Source organism: Actinospica acidithermotolerans, from assembly GCF_018139625.1.
Taxonomy (GTDB): domain Bacteria; phylum Actinomycetota; class Actinomycetes; order Streptomycetales; family Catenulisporaceae; genus Actinospica; species Actinospica acidithermotolerans.
The window spans coordinates 85,376-100,600 of the sequence record NZ_JAGSOH010000010.1; the positions used below are offsets into that span (position 1 = coordinate 85,376).

12 protein-coding genes are annotated in these 15,225 nt (G+C 69.7%); 4 read left to right on the forward strand and 8 right to left on the reverse strand.

Annotated elements, in window-relative coordinates; all coding sequences use genetic code 11:
* Nucleotides 1-5: 5 nt before the first annotated feature.
* The 5 genes from pstA to KDK95_RS06430 form a co-directional block, all read right to left on the reverse strand.
* On the reverse strand, nucleotides 6-875 hold the full coding sequence (gene pstA, locus KDK95_RS06410; RefSeq protein ID WP_212517082.1) for a phosphate ABC transporter permease PstA: 870 nt from the start codon (nucleotides 873-875) through the stop codon (nucleotides 6-8).
* Nucleotides 875-1,888 (reverse strand): phosphate ABC transporter permease subunit PstC, encoded by a 1,014-nt coding sequence (gene pstC, locus KDK95_RS06415; RefSeq protein WP_212517083.1) that lies wholly within the window; start codon nucleotides 1,886-1,888, stop codon nucleotides 875-877. Before pstC ends, pstA begins: the two co-directional genes overlap by 1 nt.
* 37 nt (nucleotides 1,889-1,925) lie before the next feature.
* Nucleotides 1,926-3,038 (reverse strand): phosphate ABC transporter substrate-binding protein PstS, encoded by a 1,113-nt coding sequence (pstS, locus tag KDK95_RS06420; protein ID WP_307844206.1) that lies wholly within the window; start codon nucleotides 3,036-3,038, stop codon nucleotides 1,926-1,928.
* 518 nt (nucleotides 3,039-3,556) lie between these two features.
* Complete coding sequence (locus tag KDK95_RS06425; RefSeq protein WP_212517084.1) at nucleotides 3,557-5,419, reverse strand: ATP-binding SpoIIE family protein phosphatase; 1,863 nt, start codon at nucleotides 5,417-5,419, stop codon at nucleotides 3,557-3,559.
* Nucleotides 5,420-5,758: 339 nt separating this feature from the next.
* Nucleotides 5,759-6,289, reverse strand: coding sequence for an MTB12 C-terminal domain-containing protein (locus KDK95_RS06430; protein WP_212517085.1), 531 nt, complete (start codon nucleotides 6,287-6,289; stop codon nucleotides 5,759-5,761).
* Nucleotides 6,290-6,364: 75 nt separating this feature from the next.
* Here KDK95_RS06430 and KDK95_RS06435 point away from each other — a divergent pair, with 75 nt between their 5' ends.
* The 3 genes from KDK95_RS06435 to KDK95_RS06445 are packed head-to-tail and all read left to right on the forward strand — an operon-like array spanning nucleotide 6,365 to nucleotide 9,160.
* Complete coding sequence (locus KDK95_RS06435) at nucleotides 6,365-6,775, forward strand: hypothetical protein (RefSeq protein ID WP_212517086.1); 411 nt, start codon at nucleotides 6,365-6,367, stop codon at nucleotides 6,773-6,775.
* Entirely contained in the window at nucleotides 6,775-8,541 is a 1,767-nt protein-coding gene (locus KDK95_RS06440; protein WP_212517087.1) for a branched-chain amino acid ABC transporter permease, read from the forward strand. The genes KDK95_RS06435 and KDK95_RS06440 overlap by 1 nt, the downstream gene beginning before the upstream one ends.
* Nucleotides 8,519-9,160 carry an ATP-binding cassette domain-containing protein gene (locus KDK95_RS06445; protein WP_212517088.1) on the forward strand — a complete coding sequence of 214 codons (642 nt, stop codon included), beginning with the start codon at nucleotides 8,519-8,521 and terminating at the stop codon, nucleotides 9,158-9,160. The genes KDK95_RS06440 and KDK95_RS06445 overlap by 23 nt, the downstream gene beginning before the upstream one ends.
* A gap of 14 nt (nucleotides 9,161-9,174) precedes the next feature.
* Here the strand turns inward: KDK95_RS06445 and KDK95_RS06450 are convergent, their stop codons facing one another.
* The 3 genes from KDK95_RS06450 to KDK95_RS06460 all read right to left on the reverse strand — a co-directional run bounded on the left by KDK95_RS06450 (nucleotide 9,175) and on the right by KDK95_RS06460 (nucleotide 14,718).
* Nucleotides 9,175-12,231 (reverse strand): alpha-L-rhamnosidase-related protein, encoded by a 3,057-nt coding sequence (locus tag KDK95_RS06450; RefSeq protein WP_212517089.1) that lies wholly within the window; start codon nucleotides 12,229-12,231, stop codon nucleotides 9,175-9,177.
* A gap of 396 nt (nucleotides 12,232-12,627) precedes the next feature.
* A complete protein-coding gene (locus tag KDK95_RS06455; RefSeq protein ID WP_307844208.1) occupies nucleotides 12,628-13,956 on the reverse strand; it encodes an ABC transporter substrate-binding protein in 1,329 nt (442 codons plus the stop codon).
* A 96-nt stretch (nucleotides 13,957-14,052) separates the two neighbouring features.
* Nucleotides 14,053-14,718, reverse strand: coding sequence for a TetR/AcrR family transcriptional regulator C-terminal domain-containing protein (locus tag KDK95_RS06460; RefSeq protein WP_212517090.1), 666 nt, complete (start codon nucleotides 14,716-14,718; stop codon nucleotides 14,053-14,055).
* Nucleotides 14,719-14,885: 167 nt separating this feature from the next.
* Here KDK95_RS06460 and KDK95_RS06465 point away from each other — a divergent pair.
* The coding region (locus KDK95_RS06465) for a serine hydrolase domain-containing protein (RefSeq protein WP_212517091.1) at nucleotides 14,886-15,225 on the forward strand (340 nt) is incomplete at its 3' end.

Sequence of the window (15,225 nt, forward strand, 5' to 3'; positions counted from 1 at the left end):
GAGGGCTACCGGGCGGCCGCCGGTGCCTTCCACCAGGCGATCAGACGGGCGAACAGGTTGAGCAGCATGACGATGATGATCAGGGTGAGCGCCGCGGCCCAGCCGCGGTCGATCGCGGCCTGCAGGCTGTTCTGCGACTCATTGAATACGAACAGCGGCAGCGAGCCCTGAGGGTCGCTGAACGGGTTCCCGTTGATCGAGTTCGCCGCACCCACCAGAAGAAGCACCGGAGCCGTCTCACCCATGATGCGCGCAATACCGAGCATCATCCCTGTGACGATACCCGGCAGTGCGGTCGGCAGCACCACCTTGACGATCGTTCGCCACTTCGGGACGCCGAGCGCGTAGGACGCCTCGCGCAGCGCCGGGGAAACCAGACGCAGCATCTCCTCGGTGGATCGGATGGCTACCGGCATCATGAGGATCAGCAGGGCGAGGGACGCGGCGAAGCCGGAGACCTGGTATCCGAGACCGAGGATCCAGAAGGACAGGATGAACAAACCGGCGACGATCGAGGGCAGGCCCATCATGACGTCGACGAAGAAGGTCACCGCCTGAGCAAGTCGCCCGCGGCCGTACTCGACCAGGTAGATCGCGACGAGCAGGGACAACGGGATGGTGATCGCCGCGGCGATACCGACCTGCTCGAGCGTGCCGAGGATCGCATGGTAGGCGCCGCCGCTGTCCTGCTGCTCGGCGACATTGCGCATCGAGTGGGTCAGGAAGTAGGCGTTGAAGTCCTTCGCGCCCTTCAGGATCACGGTCCACAGGATCGAGACCAGGGGAATGAGAGCGACGACGAGGGCGAGGCCCATCGCGGCCATGGCCGCCGTGTTCTTCGCCTTGCGGATGGGACTGGGGTGCGAGAGGGACATCAGGCACCGGCCTTGTTCGTGGAGCGCCGGATGACGAGGCGCGCGACGTAGTTGACGATCAGTGTCATCAGGAACAGCACCAGGCCGGATGCAATCAGCGCTTGCCGGCCGGTGGTGAATGCCTCGCCGAACTGGACCGCGATGTTCGCGGCGATAGTGTTGCCGCCGGGCTGGAGGATCCGGGTGACGAGACCCGGCACGGTGGTGAGCACCATGGCGACGGCGATGGTCTCACCGAGCGCCCGGCCGAAGCCGAGGATCACCGCGCTGGTGACGCCGCTGCGGCCATAGGGCAGCACGGCCAGCCGGATCATCTCCCACTTGGTTGCGCCGAGCGCGTAGGCCGCCTCGATCTGCTCCCGGGGGGTTTGCTTGTAGATCTCCCTGGAGATCGCGGCGACGATCGGAAGAATCATGATCGCGAGCACCACGCCGGCGGTGAACATCGAACTGCCGTAGGTGCCGTTGGTCTTGAACATCGGGATCCAGCCGAGCACATCCTCGATCAGCTTGGAGACCCCGCTCATGTGCCGGTCGAGGACCAGCAGGCCCCACAGTCCATAGACCACCGAGGGCACCGCCGCAAGCAGGTCGACGATGTAGCCGAAGAACGAGCCGAGCTTGCGCGGCACGTACTGCGTGATGAACAGGGCTACGCCGATCGCGACAGGCGCCCCGAGGAGCACGCCGACCACCGAGGTGACCAGCGTGCCCCAGGCAATCGCGGCGATGCCGAAGGTCGGCACGCCGTTCGTGTTGTTCCCGTCCGGGTCCCAGGCGAAAGAGGTGAGGAAGTTGACCTTGTCCTGGCTGATCGCGTTCACCGCCTGATAAATCAGGAACCCGGCGATCGCGGCCATGATGACCAGGATGAACACGGCGGCGGCGCGAGCGCTGCCGGCGAACGCCCGGTCGCCGAGACCGGCCTTCTCGGTCAGTGCCGAACGGGCGCGCACAGGCTCGGGCGCCTGGCCCTCCGGCTCGGCCAACACCGGCGGAGTATCGCTGCTCATGGGAACGTCCTCCCCTCCTACCTGGGGCTAGAGGCTACTAGGACAGGGAGTCGACGGCCTTGACGTCCGCGGAGGCGACGTTGGACGGCAGCGGGATGTACCCGAGGTTGGTGAGCTCGCTCTGCGCCGTGCTGGAAAGCGCGTAGCCGAGGAAGCCCTTGATCAGCGGAAGCTTGCTCGAGTCGTTGCCGGTCCCGCAGACGATCTCATAGGTCACAAGGACGGCCGGGTAGGCGTCGGCGTTCGAGTAGTTGTAGTTGAACACCACGTGGGTGTCCGCGCCCGTCTGCTCGACCTGGGCCTGTGCGATGAACTGCGCCGCGTTGGCCGAGGACAGCTGGACGTAGTCGCCCGCCGCGTTGGAGACCTTGGCGTAGGTCAGGTTGTTCTGGCTGGCGTACGAGTACTCGTCATAGGCGATACCGCCGGAGGTCGACTTGACCTTCGCGGCTACGCCCGCGGAGCCCTTGGCGCCCTGGCCCGCCTTGCCGGGCCACTGCTTGTTGGCCGCAGCGAAGCCGCCGAGGTGGTTCAGGTAGTTCGAGAAGTTGTACGAGGTGCCGGAGGCGTCCGAACGGAAGAACGGCTGGATCGCCAGGCTCGGGAAGGTCACGCCCGGGTTGTCCTTGGCGATCGCGGCGTTGTTCCAGTTGGTGATGGTGCCGTCGAAGATGCCGGCCAGCGTCTTGGCGTCGAGGTTGATCGAGGCGGTCACGCCCGGGATGTTGTAGATCACGGCGATGGCGCCGCCGACCGCCGGGATGTCGATAGCCTCGCCCGAGCCGCACCGGCCCGAGGACTTGACCTGGGCGGCCTGGGTGGTGCTCATCGCGTAGTCGGAGCCGGCGAAGTCGGACTGCTTCTGCACGAAGGACGTGAAGCCGGCGCCGGAGCCGTTGGCGTTGTAGTTGACCGTGGTGCCGGAGCACTTGGTCTGGTAGTCCTTGATGAACTGCGAGATCGCGTTCGCCTGGGCGGTCGAGCCCGCCGAGTTCAGCGTGCCCGAGGGGCAAGACGAGGCGGCCGAGCCGGAAGCGGCCGCGCTGGTCGTCGAGCTCGACGAGGAGTTGTTGTCCGAACCACAAGCGCTGAGCGCAAGAGCCGCGGCGACAGCCACGCCGGCCACAGCGCCGTATCGCTGAAACTTCACGGGGAAGTCCCTTTCGTCCTGGGACCGGCGGGGCACCGCCGGAGGTCAATGCCGATAAATGCTGACCACCCGAACGTAGGCAGATCCGGTGAATGAGTGGACTTCGGCAGGTGAACCGGAGGTGAACGCACCCGGGACATTGCTATTGGGAAGATAAAGAATCGGTCACGGAAGCCCTGGCCAGGGGCATATCGCGACCGGTGCGGGCGTTCCGTGGCGTTTTCGGAAGGTGAACAGACGACTGGGCCCTTCGGGTGGCCGGGAGACGGCCGACAGGCCGGGTGAGCACCGTCGGAGCGCCAGCCGGCGGCGCTGTGACCGTGTAACAGCGCCGCCCCGGCCCGAAGGTTCGCTCAGTCAGGTCCGGGGCGGTTTCCGGCGGGATCGCTCGCGGGCCGCCGCCCCGCCGCCCGGGCCGCCCGGGCCCGAAGGTTGGGTCAGTCAGGTCCGGGCGGTCTCCGGCGGATTCGCTCGCCGCCCCCGCGGCCCCGCCGCCCCGCGGCGCCCGCGGGGCCGCGTCAGCCGAGCTCGAACTCGCACCACACGGACTTGCCCTCGGCGAGCTGCCGGGAACCCCAGGAGGCCGCCAGCGAGGCCACGATGCCGATGCCGCGGCCGTCCTCGTCGGTCACCTCGGCCAGCCGCCGCCGGGGCAGGTGGTCGTCCCCGTCGCACACGTCGACGATCAGCCGCCGGTCGGTGCGCCGCAGCCGCAGCCGCACCGGGGGACGGCCGTGGATCGCCGCGTTGGCCACCAGTTCGCTGACCGCGAGCACGCCCATGTCGCACAGGTCCTCGCCGAGGTGCCAGCTGCGCAGCACTCCGGAGGCGAAGGCGCGGGCGTGCGCGGCGATCTCGGTGCCGCCGACAAGGTCGACCGCGGCCGAGCGGAACAGCTGGGCCCGCTCGCCGTGCCACTGCGGGACGTGCACGACCAGCAGGGCCACGTCGTCGTCGTGCTCGAGCGGCAGCCGCATCCCGGCCAGCAGCTCGTCGCGCACCTGGTCGACCGGACCGCCGCGGCGTCCGGCGACGCCGCCGATCGTGATCCCGTTGGAGCTGAGATCCAGTGCTGCCAGGTCGTCTGACGCCGGCTCGGCCAGCGGCGCCCGGCTGAAGACATCGCGCAGCCGGCCGAGCTGCCCGTCGAGGTCGAACCCGCGCCGCTCGACCAGACCGTCGGTGTAGAAGGCCAGGTAGGCGTCCGCCGGGACGGGGATCGTCGACTCCTGCCACGTCCACTCGCCGGTGCCGAGCGGCGGTCCGACGGCGTCGTCGAGATCGACGACCGAGCCGTCCGAATAGCGCAGCAGCGGCGCCGGGTGGCCGGCCGAGGCGTACGTCAGCGCCTTCTCGTCCGGGTCGTAGACCGCGTACACGCACGAGGCGAGCGCGCCCAGGTCGTAGAGCCCCGCGCGGGCCGAACCGGCGGTGTAGGCGACACCCTCGAGCTCGGCGGCGTGCCGGTCGAGGTGCAGCAGCAGCTCGCCCGGAGGCAGGTTGGCCGCGGCGTACGCGCGCACGGCGGCCCGCAGCTGGCCCATGATCGCGGCGGCGTGCACCCCGCGGCCCATCACGTCGCCCATCACGAACGCGGTGCGTCCGGCGCCGAGCGGGATCACGTCGTACCAGTCGCCGCCGACCTGGAACTCGTTCGCCGCCGGCCGCCTGGCCGCCGCGTACGCCTCCGGCCCGGCCGGCCGCAGCGTCTCGCCGAGCGGGTCGGGCTCCCCGGCCGCGGGCAGGTAGCAGCCGGCGATGCGCAGCTCGTCGGGCTGGGTCAGCCGCTGCGGCAGCAGGGCGCGCTGCAGGGCCACCGCGGCATTGCGCTGACGCCGCTCCGCGCGCTGCAGCCGGCGCATCTCGGCGGCCTGCTCCGTCGTGTCGATCAGGTGCAGCAGCACGCCGCCGATCGGCTCGGCCTCCGCCGCGCGCACCGGCGAGCAGGTCACCCGCAGCACGGCCGGGCGCCGGGACGAGCCGAACTCGGGCACCCTGACCTCGGGCGCGGTGAAGACGGTCCCGGTGGCGTGCACCAGGGCGAGCGCGTCGAGCAGCCCGAGCCGGGCGAGCACCGGCACGGCCTCGGCCAGCGGAACGCCGGTCAGGCCGCGCCCGGCGGCCCGGGGTTGGGCCAGGCCGAAGCCGGTGCGGAAGGCCGGGTTGGCGTAGTCGAGGACGAAGTCCGGCCCCTCGACCACCGCCACGGCGCCGGGCGCGGAGTCGAACACCGCCTGCAGCGCGGCCGCGGCGTCGAGCGGCGCCGGGTCCGACTGCGGCTCGCGCGGCGACGGCAGCCGCCAGTCGTAGTCCGGCGGGTAGTCGAGGGCCGTCGTGCCCTCGGGCCGGGCGGGGGTGGGCGTGTCGGACTTCCAAGACACGGGGGGTGGAGTCCTTCCTCGACTGCTGCGCCGGGGGCGCGCGAAACCGCCGCGCACCAAAGGAGAACGCCGCGAATTTTCGGAGTGTCCAGTCTGCCGGAAGCGCCGCGACTACACAGCGGAATCATCCGCGCACGCATTCGAGCACACCCCTCGCCGTTCCCGCGCGCTCCGTGCTGAGCTGGACCGATGCGGGAGCGGCGGGGAGCGCCGGGTGACCTGAACGGATGACGCCGCCGGACGCGGCACCGGCGTCGGCAGCTCGGCGGCGTCAGCAGCTCGGCAGCGTCAGCAGCTCGGCGGTGTCAGCAGCGCACCGGAGTCAGCAGCGTGGCGGCGTCAGCCGCAGCCGGGGACCGCCGCGGAACTGCCGCTCTGGCTCTCGGCGAGCTGCAGCAGGCCGCACAGCGTGGTGTCGGCGACCAGCCACTTGCCGTCCTGGTAGACGGCGTTGCCGGCCATCGAGTTCTCCACGACCTGGCCGTTGAGCAGGATCGAGTAGGTGACGTCGGCCTTGTCCGGGGAGGGGAAGGTCACGTTGGAGACGTTGGCCGTCACCTCGCTGACCATGGGGTTCGAGGAGAAGGCCTGCATCGCGCCGGCCATCGCCTGGCCGTTCTGCAGCAGCGCCTCCTTCTGCGCGATCGGGGTGGTCTTGGAGAAGAAGGCCGTCCAGGTCTGCTTGACCTCGCTCGCTGCGCTCGCCGTGTTGAAGGTGCCGCCGGAGGTCGCCGGCGTGGTCGAACCCGAGCTCGGGCTGGTGCTGCTGCTGCACGCCGCCATGGTCGCCGCCGCGAGCAGCGCGACGAGGGCCGAGGCGGCGCGTCCGTGACGGGCGGCACGAGCCTGCGCTGAATATGTCCCGTTCATGAGGTGTCTCTCCCGCGTGAGACGAATCTGAAATACCATTTTCTCGCTGCTTGGAACGATTGGGGAGTGTTGCGCATGGTTGATCCGCCGAGACGCCTCGCCGCCGCGCTGGCCGGTGCCGGAGCGGTGCTGTGCGTGCTCGGCTGGTATCAGATCTCCGGCCAGCCGACCGTGCCGCAGCAGCTGCCGTACCTGGCCTCCGCGACGATCCCGGGTGCCGCGCTGCTGATCGTGGGCCTGGCCCTGGCCCTGCGCACGCCCTGGCCGAGGCGGGCGTCCGCGCCGCGCGGCGCGGCCGGATCCCGCGCTGAAGCTGCTCCGTCCGGGCGAACGGGCCTGTGGCGGGTGCCGGACGGCCGCTATCTGCACGTCGCGCAGTGCCCGCTGCTCGACGGCCGGACGGACCTGCTGCCCGCGCCCGAGCCGGGCGGCGAGGCCGGAGCCCTGCGTCCCTGTCCGCTCTGCCGCGCGGGCGTGGAGGACTGATGAGCGGCGGTGCCGCCGACCTGGCCGTGGCCGGGCTCGGCACGGGTGCCGCCGCGGCGCTGGCCGGGCTCGGGGTGCTGGCGACGTACCGGGTGACCGGCGTGCTGAACGTGGCCTTCGGCGCGATCGGCATGTTCGGCGCGTACCTCGAACGCTCGCTCGTCCGGGACGCGCACCTTCCGGTATATGCGGGCGCCCTGATCGTCGTCTGCTTCTTCGCTCCGTTGCTCGGCCTCTGCCTCGAGGCCGCCGTCTTCGGCCCCTTGCAGGCGCGTGCGGCGGACGTCGCGCAACTGCTCACGGCGGGCTTCGGCGTCACGGTGCTGCTCGTGGGCATCGCGACCGCCGTGTGGGGGACGGAGGCGCGGACCGACGCCCCCTCGCTGCTGCCCGGCGGCACGATGCGGATCGGCGGCGTCGACGTGCCCACCGCCGTCCCGATCGAACTCGCCCTCGTGCTGGCCGTCGCGCTTGGCCTCGCCTGGTTCTCACGCAGCGGGCCGGCGATCCGCGCGGTCATCGACGATCGACGGCTGGCCGAGTTCGCGGGACTGCCCGCGCGCCGGCTCTCCCGCATCGGCTGGGTGGCCGGAACGATGCTCGCGACGCTGACCGGCGTGCTGCTGGCTCCGCAGCTGCGCTTCGATCCACCGGCGCTGACGCTCGTCATCTTCGAGACGCTCGGCGTCGCCATCGCGGCCCGGCTGCGCAGCGCGTCGCTCGCGATCCTGTTCGCATTCGGCACAGCGATCATCCAGGCCGAGCTGACTGCCGTTCACCTGACCGGAGCGGCAGGATCGGTGCTCGACGCCGTGCGCTCGAACCTCTTCGTGGTGCTGCTGTTGCTCGCGACCTGGTTCACGCCGGCGTTCACCGCTCCGGTCACCGCGCGGCAACGTCCGCCGAGCAGGTCGATCTCCATCGCGCCCTTCGTGCTGCTCGTCGCGCTCGGCGTCGTCTGCTGGAACCTGCGCGCCGTGGACCTGCGAACCGCGCTGACCATCCCCGCGCTCGCGCTGGTCCTGCTGTCCTTCCGCGTGCTGAACAGCGCCGGACTGCTCTCACTCGGCCAGGCGGCCTTGGCCGGGATCGGCGCGTTGGCCGCCGGCTGGGCGTCCGGATGGGGCATTCTCGGCGCGCCACTGGCAGGAGCTGCCGTCGCCGTCGTACTCGCGCTGCCGGTGCTCCGGCAGGCCGGGCTGCACCTCGCGGTCGCCACGCTCGCCGCCGCCACCGCGCTCAGCAGCTTCCTGTTCGACCAGCCGCTGTTCACACCGTCATCCGTCGCCCGCCCCGGCTTCGCACAGGCGGACCGCGCGTTCCTCTACTTCGAGCTCTGCCTCGTCGCCCTGGCGCTCCTCTGCCTGACCGCCCTCGTCCGCGGCCCCGGCGCCCTGCGCCTGTCCGCGCTGCGGGACAGCGAGATCGCCGCACGCACGGCCGGAATCGCCGTCGATCGCGAACGCCTCGCGGTATTCGCCGGCGCCGGAGCGATGGCAGCACTCGGCGGTGCGCTGTGGGCGTCGGGCGACCAGGTCTTCGACCCGACCGCGTTCGAGCCCGCGCAAGGCCTCATCTGGTTCGCGGCCGCCGCCGCAGTCGGCTTCGCCGACTCAACCGCGCTCATCGCCGCCGCGATCGTGATCGTCGTCGCCGACAGCTACGTCGCCGGCGCCTCGGCAATCCTCGTCGGCGTGGCCACGCTGGTGCTGCCGCGACTGCGCTGGACGGAGGTGGCCCGTCATGCGTTCGGCCCTATGGTGTGACGGCGTCCGCGTCCGATACGGCGGAATCGAAGTACTGCACGACGTCCGATTGGCCCTGGCCTACGGAACGTTCTCCGCGCTGGTCGGCCCCAACGGCGCCGGAAAGACGACGCTGCTCGACTGGTGCGCGGGCGCCGCAACCGACGCGTCAGCAACAGAGGGCCGCCTCCGGTTGAACGGCCGCGAGGCCACCACGTGGTCCGCCGCGCGCCGTGCGATCACCGGGCTGCGCTACGTCCCCTTCGAACGCAACGTCTTCCCCGCCCTGTCAGTGCTCGACAACCTGCGCGCATGCGCCGCGACGGACGCCCTCTCCCGCTTCCCCGAACTCGAAGCGCTGGCCGCGCGGCCCGCCGCCGTACTCTCCGGCGGCGAGCGCCAACTGCTCGCAGTGGCCAGCGCGATGTTCGGCCGCGGCAGCATCCTGCTCATCGACGAACCGACGCACGGCCTGGCCCCCGCGCTCGCCGACCGCGTGCTCGAGGACCTGGCGCGTGCCGCGCGCGAAGACGGCCGCGCAGTCCTCATCGCCGAGCCGCAGCCGGACCGGGTCGAGTCCTTCGCCGACTTCCTCTGGCCACTCGACCGCGGCGCACGTCTCCCGGTAGTGGGCGCCTAAGCGCGACCTCCGAATCAGCTGACGACGAAGCACGACTTGGCGACGCCGGCATCCGGATCGCCGAAGACGGCGGTGGTGCACGGCGTGCCACCTGAGATGGTCTTACTCGTCCACTTGCCGCCTGCGCCGAAGTACACCGTCTTGCTTCCGCTGAACGAACAGAGGCTCGCTTCGGAACCGCAGTATGACGTGCTCACACCGCTGGGGCCGGATACGACGGCCCCGACGTAGCAGGATCTCGTCATGCCGTAGTCCGCATCCGACAGCCCGGGGCTGCTGCAGGTGACCGAGGAGGACTCGGTCGTATACGTGTAGATGCCGTTCGCGCCGTAAGCGACGGACTCGGTGCCGGACACGGTGCAGGTCGCGCCTTCGGCCGCGCACGAGGTGTAGCCGGCCGGAGCGCCGTAGTTCCCGGGGTTGGATCCGATCGTGTACGTGCCCGGCTGCACGCCGGTGAGGTAGACGTAGCCGCCGCTCGCGTACGCTCCGGCGATGCCGGCGGCCGCGGTGAAGGTGCCGCCGCTCCACACGGTCCTCCCGTTCACCTCCACCACCGGATTGCTCGCTCCGTACGTCGGCACGGCGATCGTTCCGGAAGTCCCGCTCGGGGCGCTCACCCGCATGCTGAACTGGCCGACGCCGCTCTTGCCCGCCCAGTCGACCGAGATCGCGCCGTGCGGCGTGGGCACGCTGCCCTCGCTCCAGCTCACGTCACCCGGATTCGGCTTCACGGTCCATGTCGCGTACCCCGCCGTCGCCGGCTGAACGCCGAGCACGTACCCGGAGAGCGCCGAGACGGGGCCGGCCGACCAGCCGTGGGCCAGGCTCGTACTGCTGCCCCGGCCGGGCAGGCCGGTCGCGCCGTTGATGTTCTCCCACATCGTTCCGGTCTGGAAGCTGCTGGGGGAGATGATGTGGCCCCAAACCTGGTTCAGCAGCGTCTCGGCGTCCGAGGTGTCGTTCTGGGCGAGCCGGGCTTCGAGCTCGTAGCCGGTGATGTAGGTGCTGACGATGTCGGCGTAGCTGCTGCCGGAGAACGGCTTCGGACCGTACGACGTCGTCCACAGGTCGCTCTTGAGCATCGCGAGGATCTTCGAGTCGTCGGAGGCGGGAGCCACGCCGTAGAGCACGGCCAGCGAGTTGGCGTCCTGGGCGACCGTGCCCGTGTCCTGATTGCTCAGGTAGTAGAGGCCGGTGCCGCTGTTGTAGAGGTGCGCGTTGATCGCGGTCTTCAGCGCCGCCGCCTCGCTGGTGTACGTGGCTGCCTGCGAGCTCGCGCCGGCCGCGGCGGCCATCGTCGCTCCGTCCAGCAGGGCCTTGTAGTAGAGCATGTTGTACTCGGTGACCTCGCCGAGCTTGCCGGCGTCGTAGAAGTCCCAGTCCGCGTCGTCGCTGCTGGTCGTGGTGATCAGGCCCCTCGAGTCCACCTGCGTGGCGTTCCAGGCCAGCTCTTTCTCGAGAACCGGCAGCTCCTGATCGATGAAGGAGACGTCACCGGAGTACCGGAAGTAGTCGGCCAGGTCGAGAACCCAGTAGATCGAGTACGAGGCCGAGTAGTAGCCCGTGGTGCCGGTCGCCGTATAGGTCCCGAGCGACCTCTGCGGGGCGAGGGCGCCGGTGACGAAGCCGCTGCTGAGCTGATAGCTGCCGAGCGCCTCCAGCGAGTACTTCGCGTACTCGCTGTCGTCGGTCGAGTAGAAGAGGGTCGGGATCTCGACGTTCATGTCCCCGGACCAGATGGACCGGTCGCGCCGGGCTCCGTCGAGGATCGACGCGTAGGAGTTCACGCCCGGCAGGGGCGAGAATTCCGAGAGCGCGGAGGACGACCCCAGGCTGTCGCTGAAGAGCGAGGCGCCCCCGGAACCCGTGACGGTGAGATCCCTGAAGTCCGCCTCTTCGCCGGGCCCCTCGCGGAAGCCGACCGAACCGGTCGCGTAGGCGGATTCGGGAAGGGATGCCAGCCGCTTGCCGTCGAGCGATACGGTCAGCGTCGAGCCGGCGACGGTCGTGCTCACGGCGTGCCACGTACCGGCGGTCAGTGCCGAGGGGAGCTTGACCGAGCCGACCGACGTGTACGAGCCGTTGTGCAGGTAGAGCTCCTGCAGGGTGTTGACCGTCCCCGCGGTGTCCGTACTGTCGTCGAGTATGAACACGTAGCCGTCGTTCGAGTCCTGGCTGCGCACGAGCCATCCGGCCTGATTGGCGACGACCTTCGCCTCGAACGAGGTCGTGTAGTCACCCCACGAGGAGCCGCCGGACACCAGGCCGATGTCGTCGCCGCCGACGTTGTCCGGCACCGCCTGCAGCGCGCCGCCGGCGACCGTCCACACCGAGGGCAGCGACTTGGCGGGGACGGAGTCCAGCTGGTCGGTGTACTCGCTGTCGTACCAGATGCTGTTGAACTCGCTGTTGCTCGAATCGAACCAGCCGGAGAGCGACGAAGCCTGGGTCCGGTCCGCGGTGTAGTCGATACCGACGCTGCTCAGCGTCACAGAGCCGGCCGAGGTGAGCGTGATCTCCTCGTACCGCTCGCCGCCCTGCTCGTACTGGTTGACTATCGCCCCGGCACCCGTGACCGCGTAGTCGTCGTAACGGTGGCTATCGCCCTCGGCCCACGGCGCCTGCGGTTCACCCGTGGCACTGATGTACGTCCTGGATTCCGAGTACGCGGCCTGCAGGGTCGGCGACCCGCTCTCCGCGGAAACGTCGAAATAGGGGACGCCGCCGACCTCTTTGCCGTAGTCGAGCACGATCGTCGGCGTGGCTCCCCCGGAGGTGCGCGTAAGCGTGGTGCCGCCGGCGCCCCCGCACAGCAGACCGCTCGCCCCCGAAACGCTGCCCGAGGTGCTGACCACCGACACCGGGCAGACGGACGAGGAGCCGGGTGTCTCATCGAGGGACTGCCACTGCGGCGTGGTGGGCCACGGCGTTCCCGCCGAGATAACCCCGACGACCGGCGTCGCGGCCGAAGCCTGCGGAGCCGATGTCGCGAATATGCCGAGCATCGCGGCACCGAGCACGACAGCCGTGCCCCGTCCCCGCCGCGCGGTGCGCAGGCAGAAAGTCATTCAGTTCACTCCGTTGTCAATCAGCCTTCGAACCTAGCAGGCTGAGCGGTCGAGCATGGGCAGCTGGCGAGACCTTACCGGCCGGAGTCGCGTCGACACAGGCCTATGCCACCGTCGTCAACGGATTGGGGATGAATCGTGACGTGGAACGCGGCAGGGGCAGCGATCTTCCCGCGGCAAGGGCCGTGGGCCCGGTTACGGCAACGGCAACGGCAACGGCAACGGCAACGGCAAGAGCCTCGGGCCCGGTTACGGCAACGGCATCCGTGGCATAGGTTCCGCCGGCCAGCAACGGCTATGACTACGGCTACAGCTACGGCTACGGCTACGGCTACGGCTACGGCTACGGCTACAGCTACGGCATCCGTGGCATCGATTCCACCGGCTTTTGCAGCCTCAGGCTTTCGACGCGAGCACCGGCACGGTGAAGCAGTTCGCGTTCATGTCCGGCGTCTGCGTCACCCAGCCGCCGTGCCCGCCGTTCGCCGAATCCTGCCAGCGCGCGACGTTCAAGCATGCGCGCGTCGTGGCACCCGGGCGTGCCACGACGAACGACGTCGGGATCAGCAGTCCGTGCCCGTCATACGGCTCTGTCCTATTCATGTACGCCTCGACGCATGACCGGGACACGTCGGCGCTGCACGACCGGATCGCATCCGTCAGCCACTGCGCCGACGCCCATCCGTCGAGCTCCCACATGGACAGATAAGGTGCGCGCGACGGGAAGTACTTCGCCATCGCCGCTCGGAACGCCGCGACCGTCGGGTACTGCGTGTCCTCGTAGTTGCGCTCGGTCGACGTCGCGTACAGGACATTGCGGCACTTCGGGGCGTTCGCGTACGTGGTCAGGACCGTCTGGTCCCAGCTCTGCGGCGTCGTGACCTTGGCGATCAGGCTCACTCCCGCCTGATCCAGCGCCGTGCACAGCGATCCGTTGCCGGACGTGTCGATCGCGTCGAAGACGATCTGCACCCCATGCGCCTTCATGTCGGCGGCCGCGGCGGCGTAGTTCGGCAGCGCGAAGTCCAGCTGCTCGGTCACGACCTCGTACCCCTCCGCGCGCAGCCCGGCGGCCTGCATCTGCCCGTAGCGGATCGAATCGGGCTGGTTGTACTCGACGACCGCCGCGACGTGCGCGCCCAGCTTCTCCTTGAAGTACGCGTAGATTTCAGTTGACGAGTAAAGCGTTCCTCCGAAGCCCACGGTCCCGTCGCGCGGCTCGGCGGAGCCGTAGATCGAGTAGAGGTGCTGATACTGGTCGTACGCCTGGTCGATCGGCTCGCCGCCGATGTCCGGCACGTCCTTGGAGCTGACGTACGACGCGCCCGCGTAATCGAAGATCGAGTTCCCCGCGAAGGCGAAGACCTGGCCTGAATCGATCAGCTGGTGCGCGCACTGGATGTTCCCGATTCCGCTGCCGGCGTCGTCGCATTGATCGACCACGATCTTGCGCCCGTCGACTCCGCCCGCCGCATTCAGCGCGTCGAAGTACGCCTGCGCCCCGTACCCCGGCCCCGAGAACGCGTTCACGCCGAGCGGGCTGCTGATCGAGTCGATCATCCCCACCTTGATCTCGCTCGACGACACCCCCTCCACCAGCGCCGTCCCACCACCCTGCGGCTGCCCGGTGAACGCACTCGCCGGCAGCCGCGTCCCGCAGCCGCCCGCCGCGCCCGCGACCAGCAGCGCCGCGACCGCCAGCGGCAGAGCCCATCTCCTCCTCACAGTCGGCCACTTCCCCGAGGTTCCCCCGCTACCCGCCCCCGTCCTCCCGCTTCCGCCGAACGGCCGGTCCCGGGGTCCAAACGGCGAGGCTCACCTTCAGTGCCGTCCGCTCTCCAAGCCGTGGAGCATCGCCCGCAGCCCGAACTCGAAGCCCCCCTCCGGCCCCGCCGCGTACTCCGCCGAGGGCGACTCGACCCGCGCCCGCAGCCTCGGGAATCCCACCGCCACCGCCACGGCGTCCGCCTGATGCGCCCGCGCCAGCTCCTCGGCATTCGCGTCCCGCGCAAGCTTGCGGTTGAACGCCTGCTGCGCCGCCACTCCGAGCGCGTTGCCGAGCACGAACGTGAACACGGCCGCCGCTGCCTGATCAGCCTCGATGCCCACGAACCCGCCTGCCTCGTACACCCCGAGCGCGTGATCGTCGTGCCGCGCCTTCCCCGGCCCGTAGATCGGATACGCACCGAACGCCTGGACCAGCCAAGGGTGCCGCGTGAACATCGCGTGCAGGCTCACCGCCATCCGGTACGCCGCCTCCCGCCAGCCCAGTTCCGCCGGATCGGGCAGCTCCGCCTCGTGCCACGCCTCGTCCGCGGCCAACGCGATGAGCGCGTCCTTGCTGCCGACATGCCAGTAGACCGCCGTAGCCGCGGAGCGCAGCCTTCGCCCGAGGTCCCGCATGTTGAGGCCCTCCAGGCCCTCGGCGTCGAGCAGTTCGATCGCCGCCTTGACGATCTGGTCCCGGGTCAGCTGGTCGCGTGCCATGCGGGAATTGTAGTTGCACAGCGTTCAAGTCGGGCGTAGCGTTCCACTTGAACGTTGTTCAAGTCGGGTCCGCGTGTCCTCCTTGCACATTGTTCAAGTCACGCTCCAAAGTCACGCGTCCGAATCACCTGTCCGAGTCACGGTCCAGTTCACAGGAGATTGCCGTAATGTCCGAGATCACCACCCTGTCCGACGTCGTCGCCCACGCCGCCGAGAAATACGGCATCCCCGGCCTAGCCGCCGCCGTCTGGCACAAGGGCACCGAGACCATCGCCGCGCACGGCGTCACCAACCTCGACCACCAACAGCCGGTCGACGAGAACACCCTCTTCGCCGTCGGCTCGACCTCGAAGCCGTTCGCCGCCACCGCGCTCATGCACCTCGTAGCGCGGGGCGAAGTCGACCTCGACGCCCCGGTCAGGCACTACATCCCCGAACTTCGCCTGCCGAACGAGGAGTGGACGGCCCAGATCACTGTCAAGCAACTGCTCAACCACACGGCGGGCC

Excerpts from the sequence above, each read along its gene's own strand:
- pstA (WP_212517082.1), bottom strand. The coding sequence starts at position 875 with ATGTCCCTCTCGCACCCCAGTCCCATCCGCAAGGCGAAGAACACGGCG.
- pstC (WP_212517083.1), bottom strand. The coding sequence starts at position 1,888 with ATGAGCAGCGATACTCCGCCGGTGTTGGCCGAGCCGGAGGGCCAGGCG.
- KDK95_RS06430 (WP_212517085.1), bottom strand. The coding sequence starts at position 6,289 with ATGAACGGGACATATTCAGCGCAGGCTCGTGCCGCCCGTCACGGACGC.
- KDK95_RS06435 (WP_212517086.1), top strand. The coding sequence starts at position 6,365 with ATGGTTGATCCGCCGAGACGCCTCGCCGCCGCGCTGGCCGGTGCCGGA.
- KDK95_RS06440 (WP_212517087.1), top strand. The coding sequence starts at position 6,775 with ATGAGCGGCGGTGCCGCCGACCTGGCCGTGGCCGGGCTCGGCACGGGT.
- KDK95_RS06445 (WP_212517088.1), top strand. The coding sequence starts at position 8,519 with ATGCGTTCGGCCCTATGGTGTGACGGCGTCCGCGTCCGATACGGCGGA.
- KDK95_RS06450 (WP_212517089.1), bottom strand. The coding sequence starts at position 12,231 with ATGACTTTCTGCCTGCGCACCGCGCGGCGGGGACGGGGCACGGCTGTC.
- KDK95_RS06460 (WP_212517090.1), bottom strand. The coding sequence starts at position 14,718 with ATGGCACGCGACCAGCTGACCCGGGACCAGATCGTCAAGGCGGCGATC.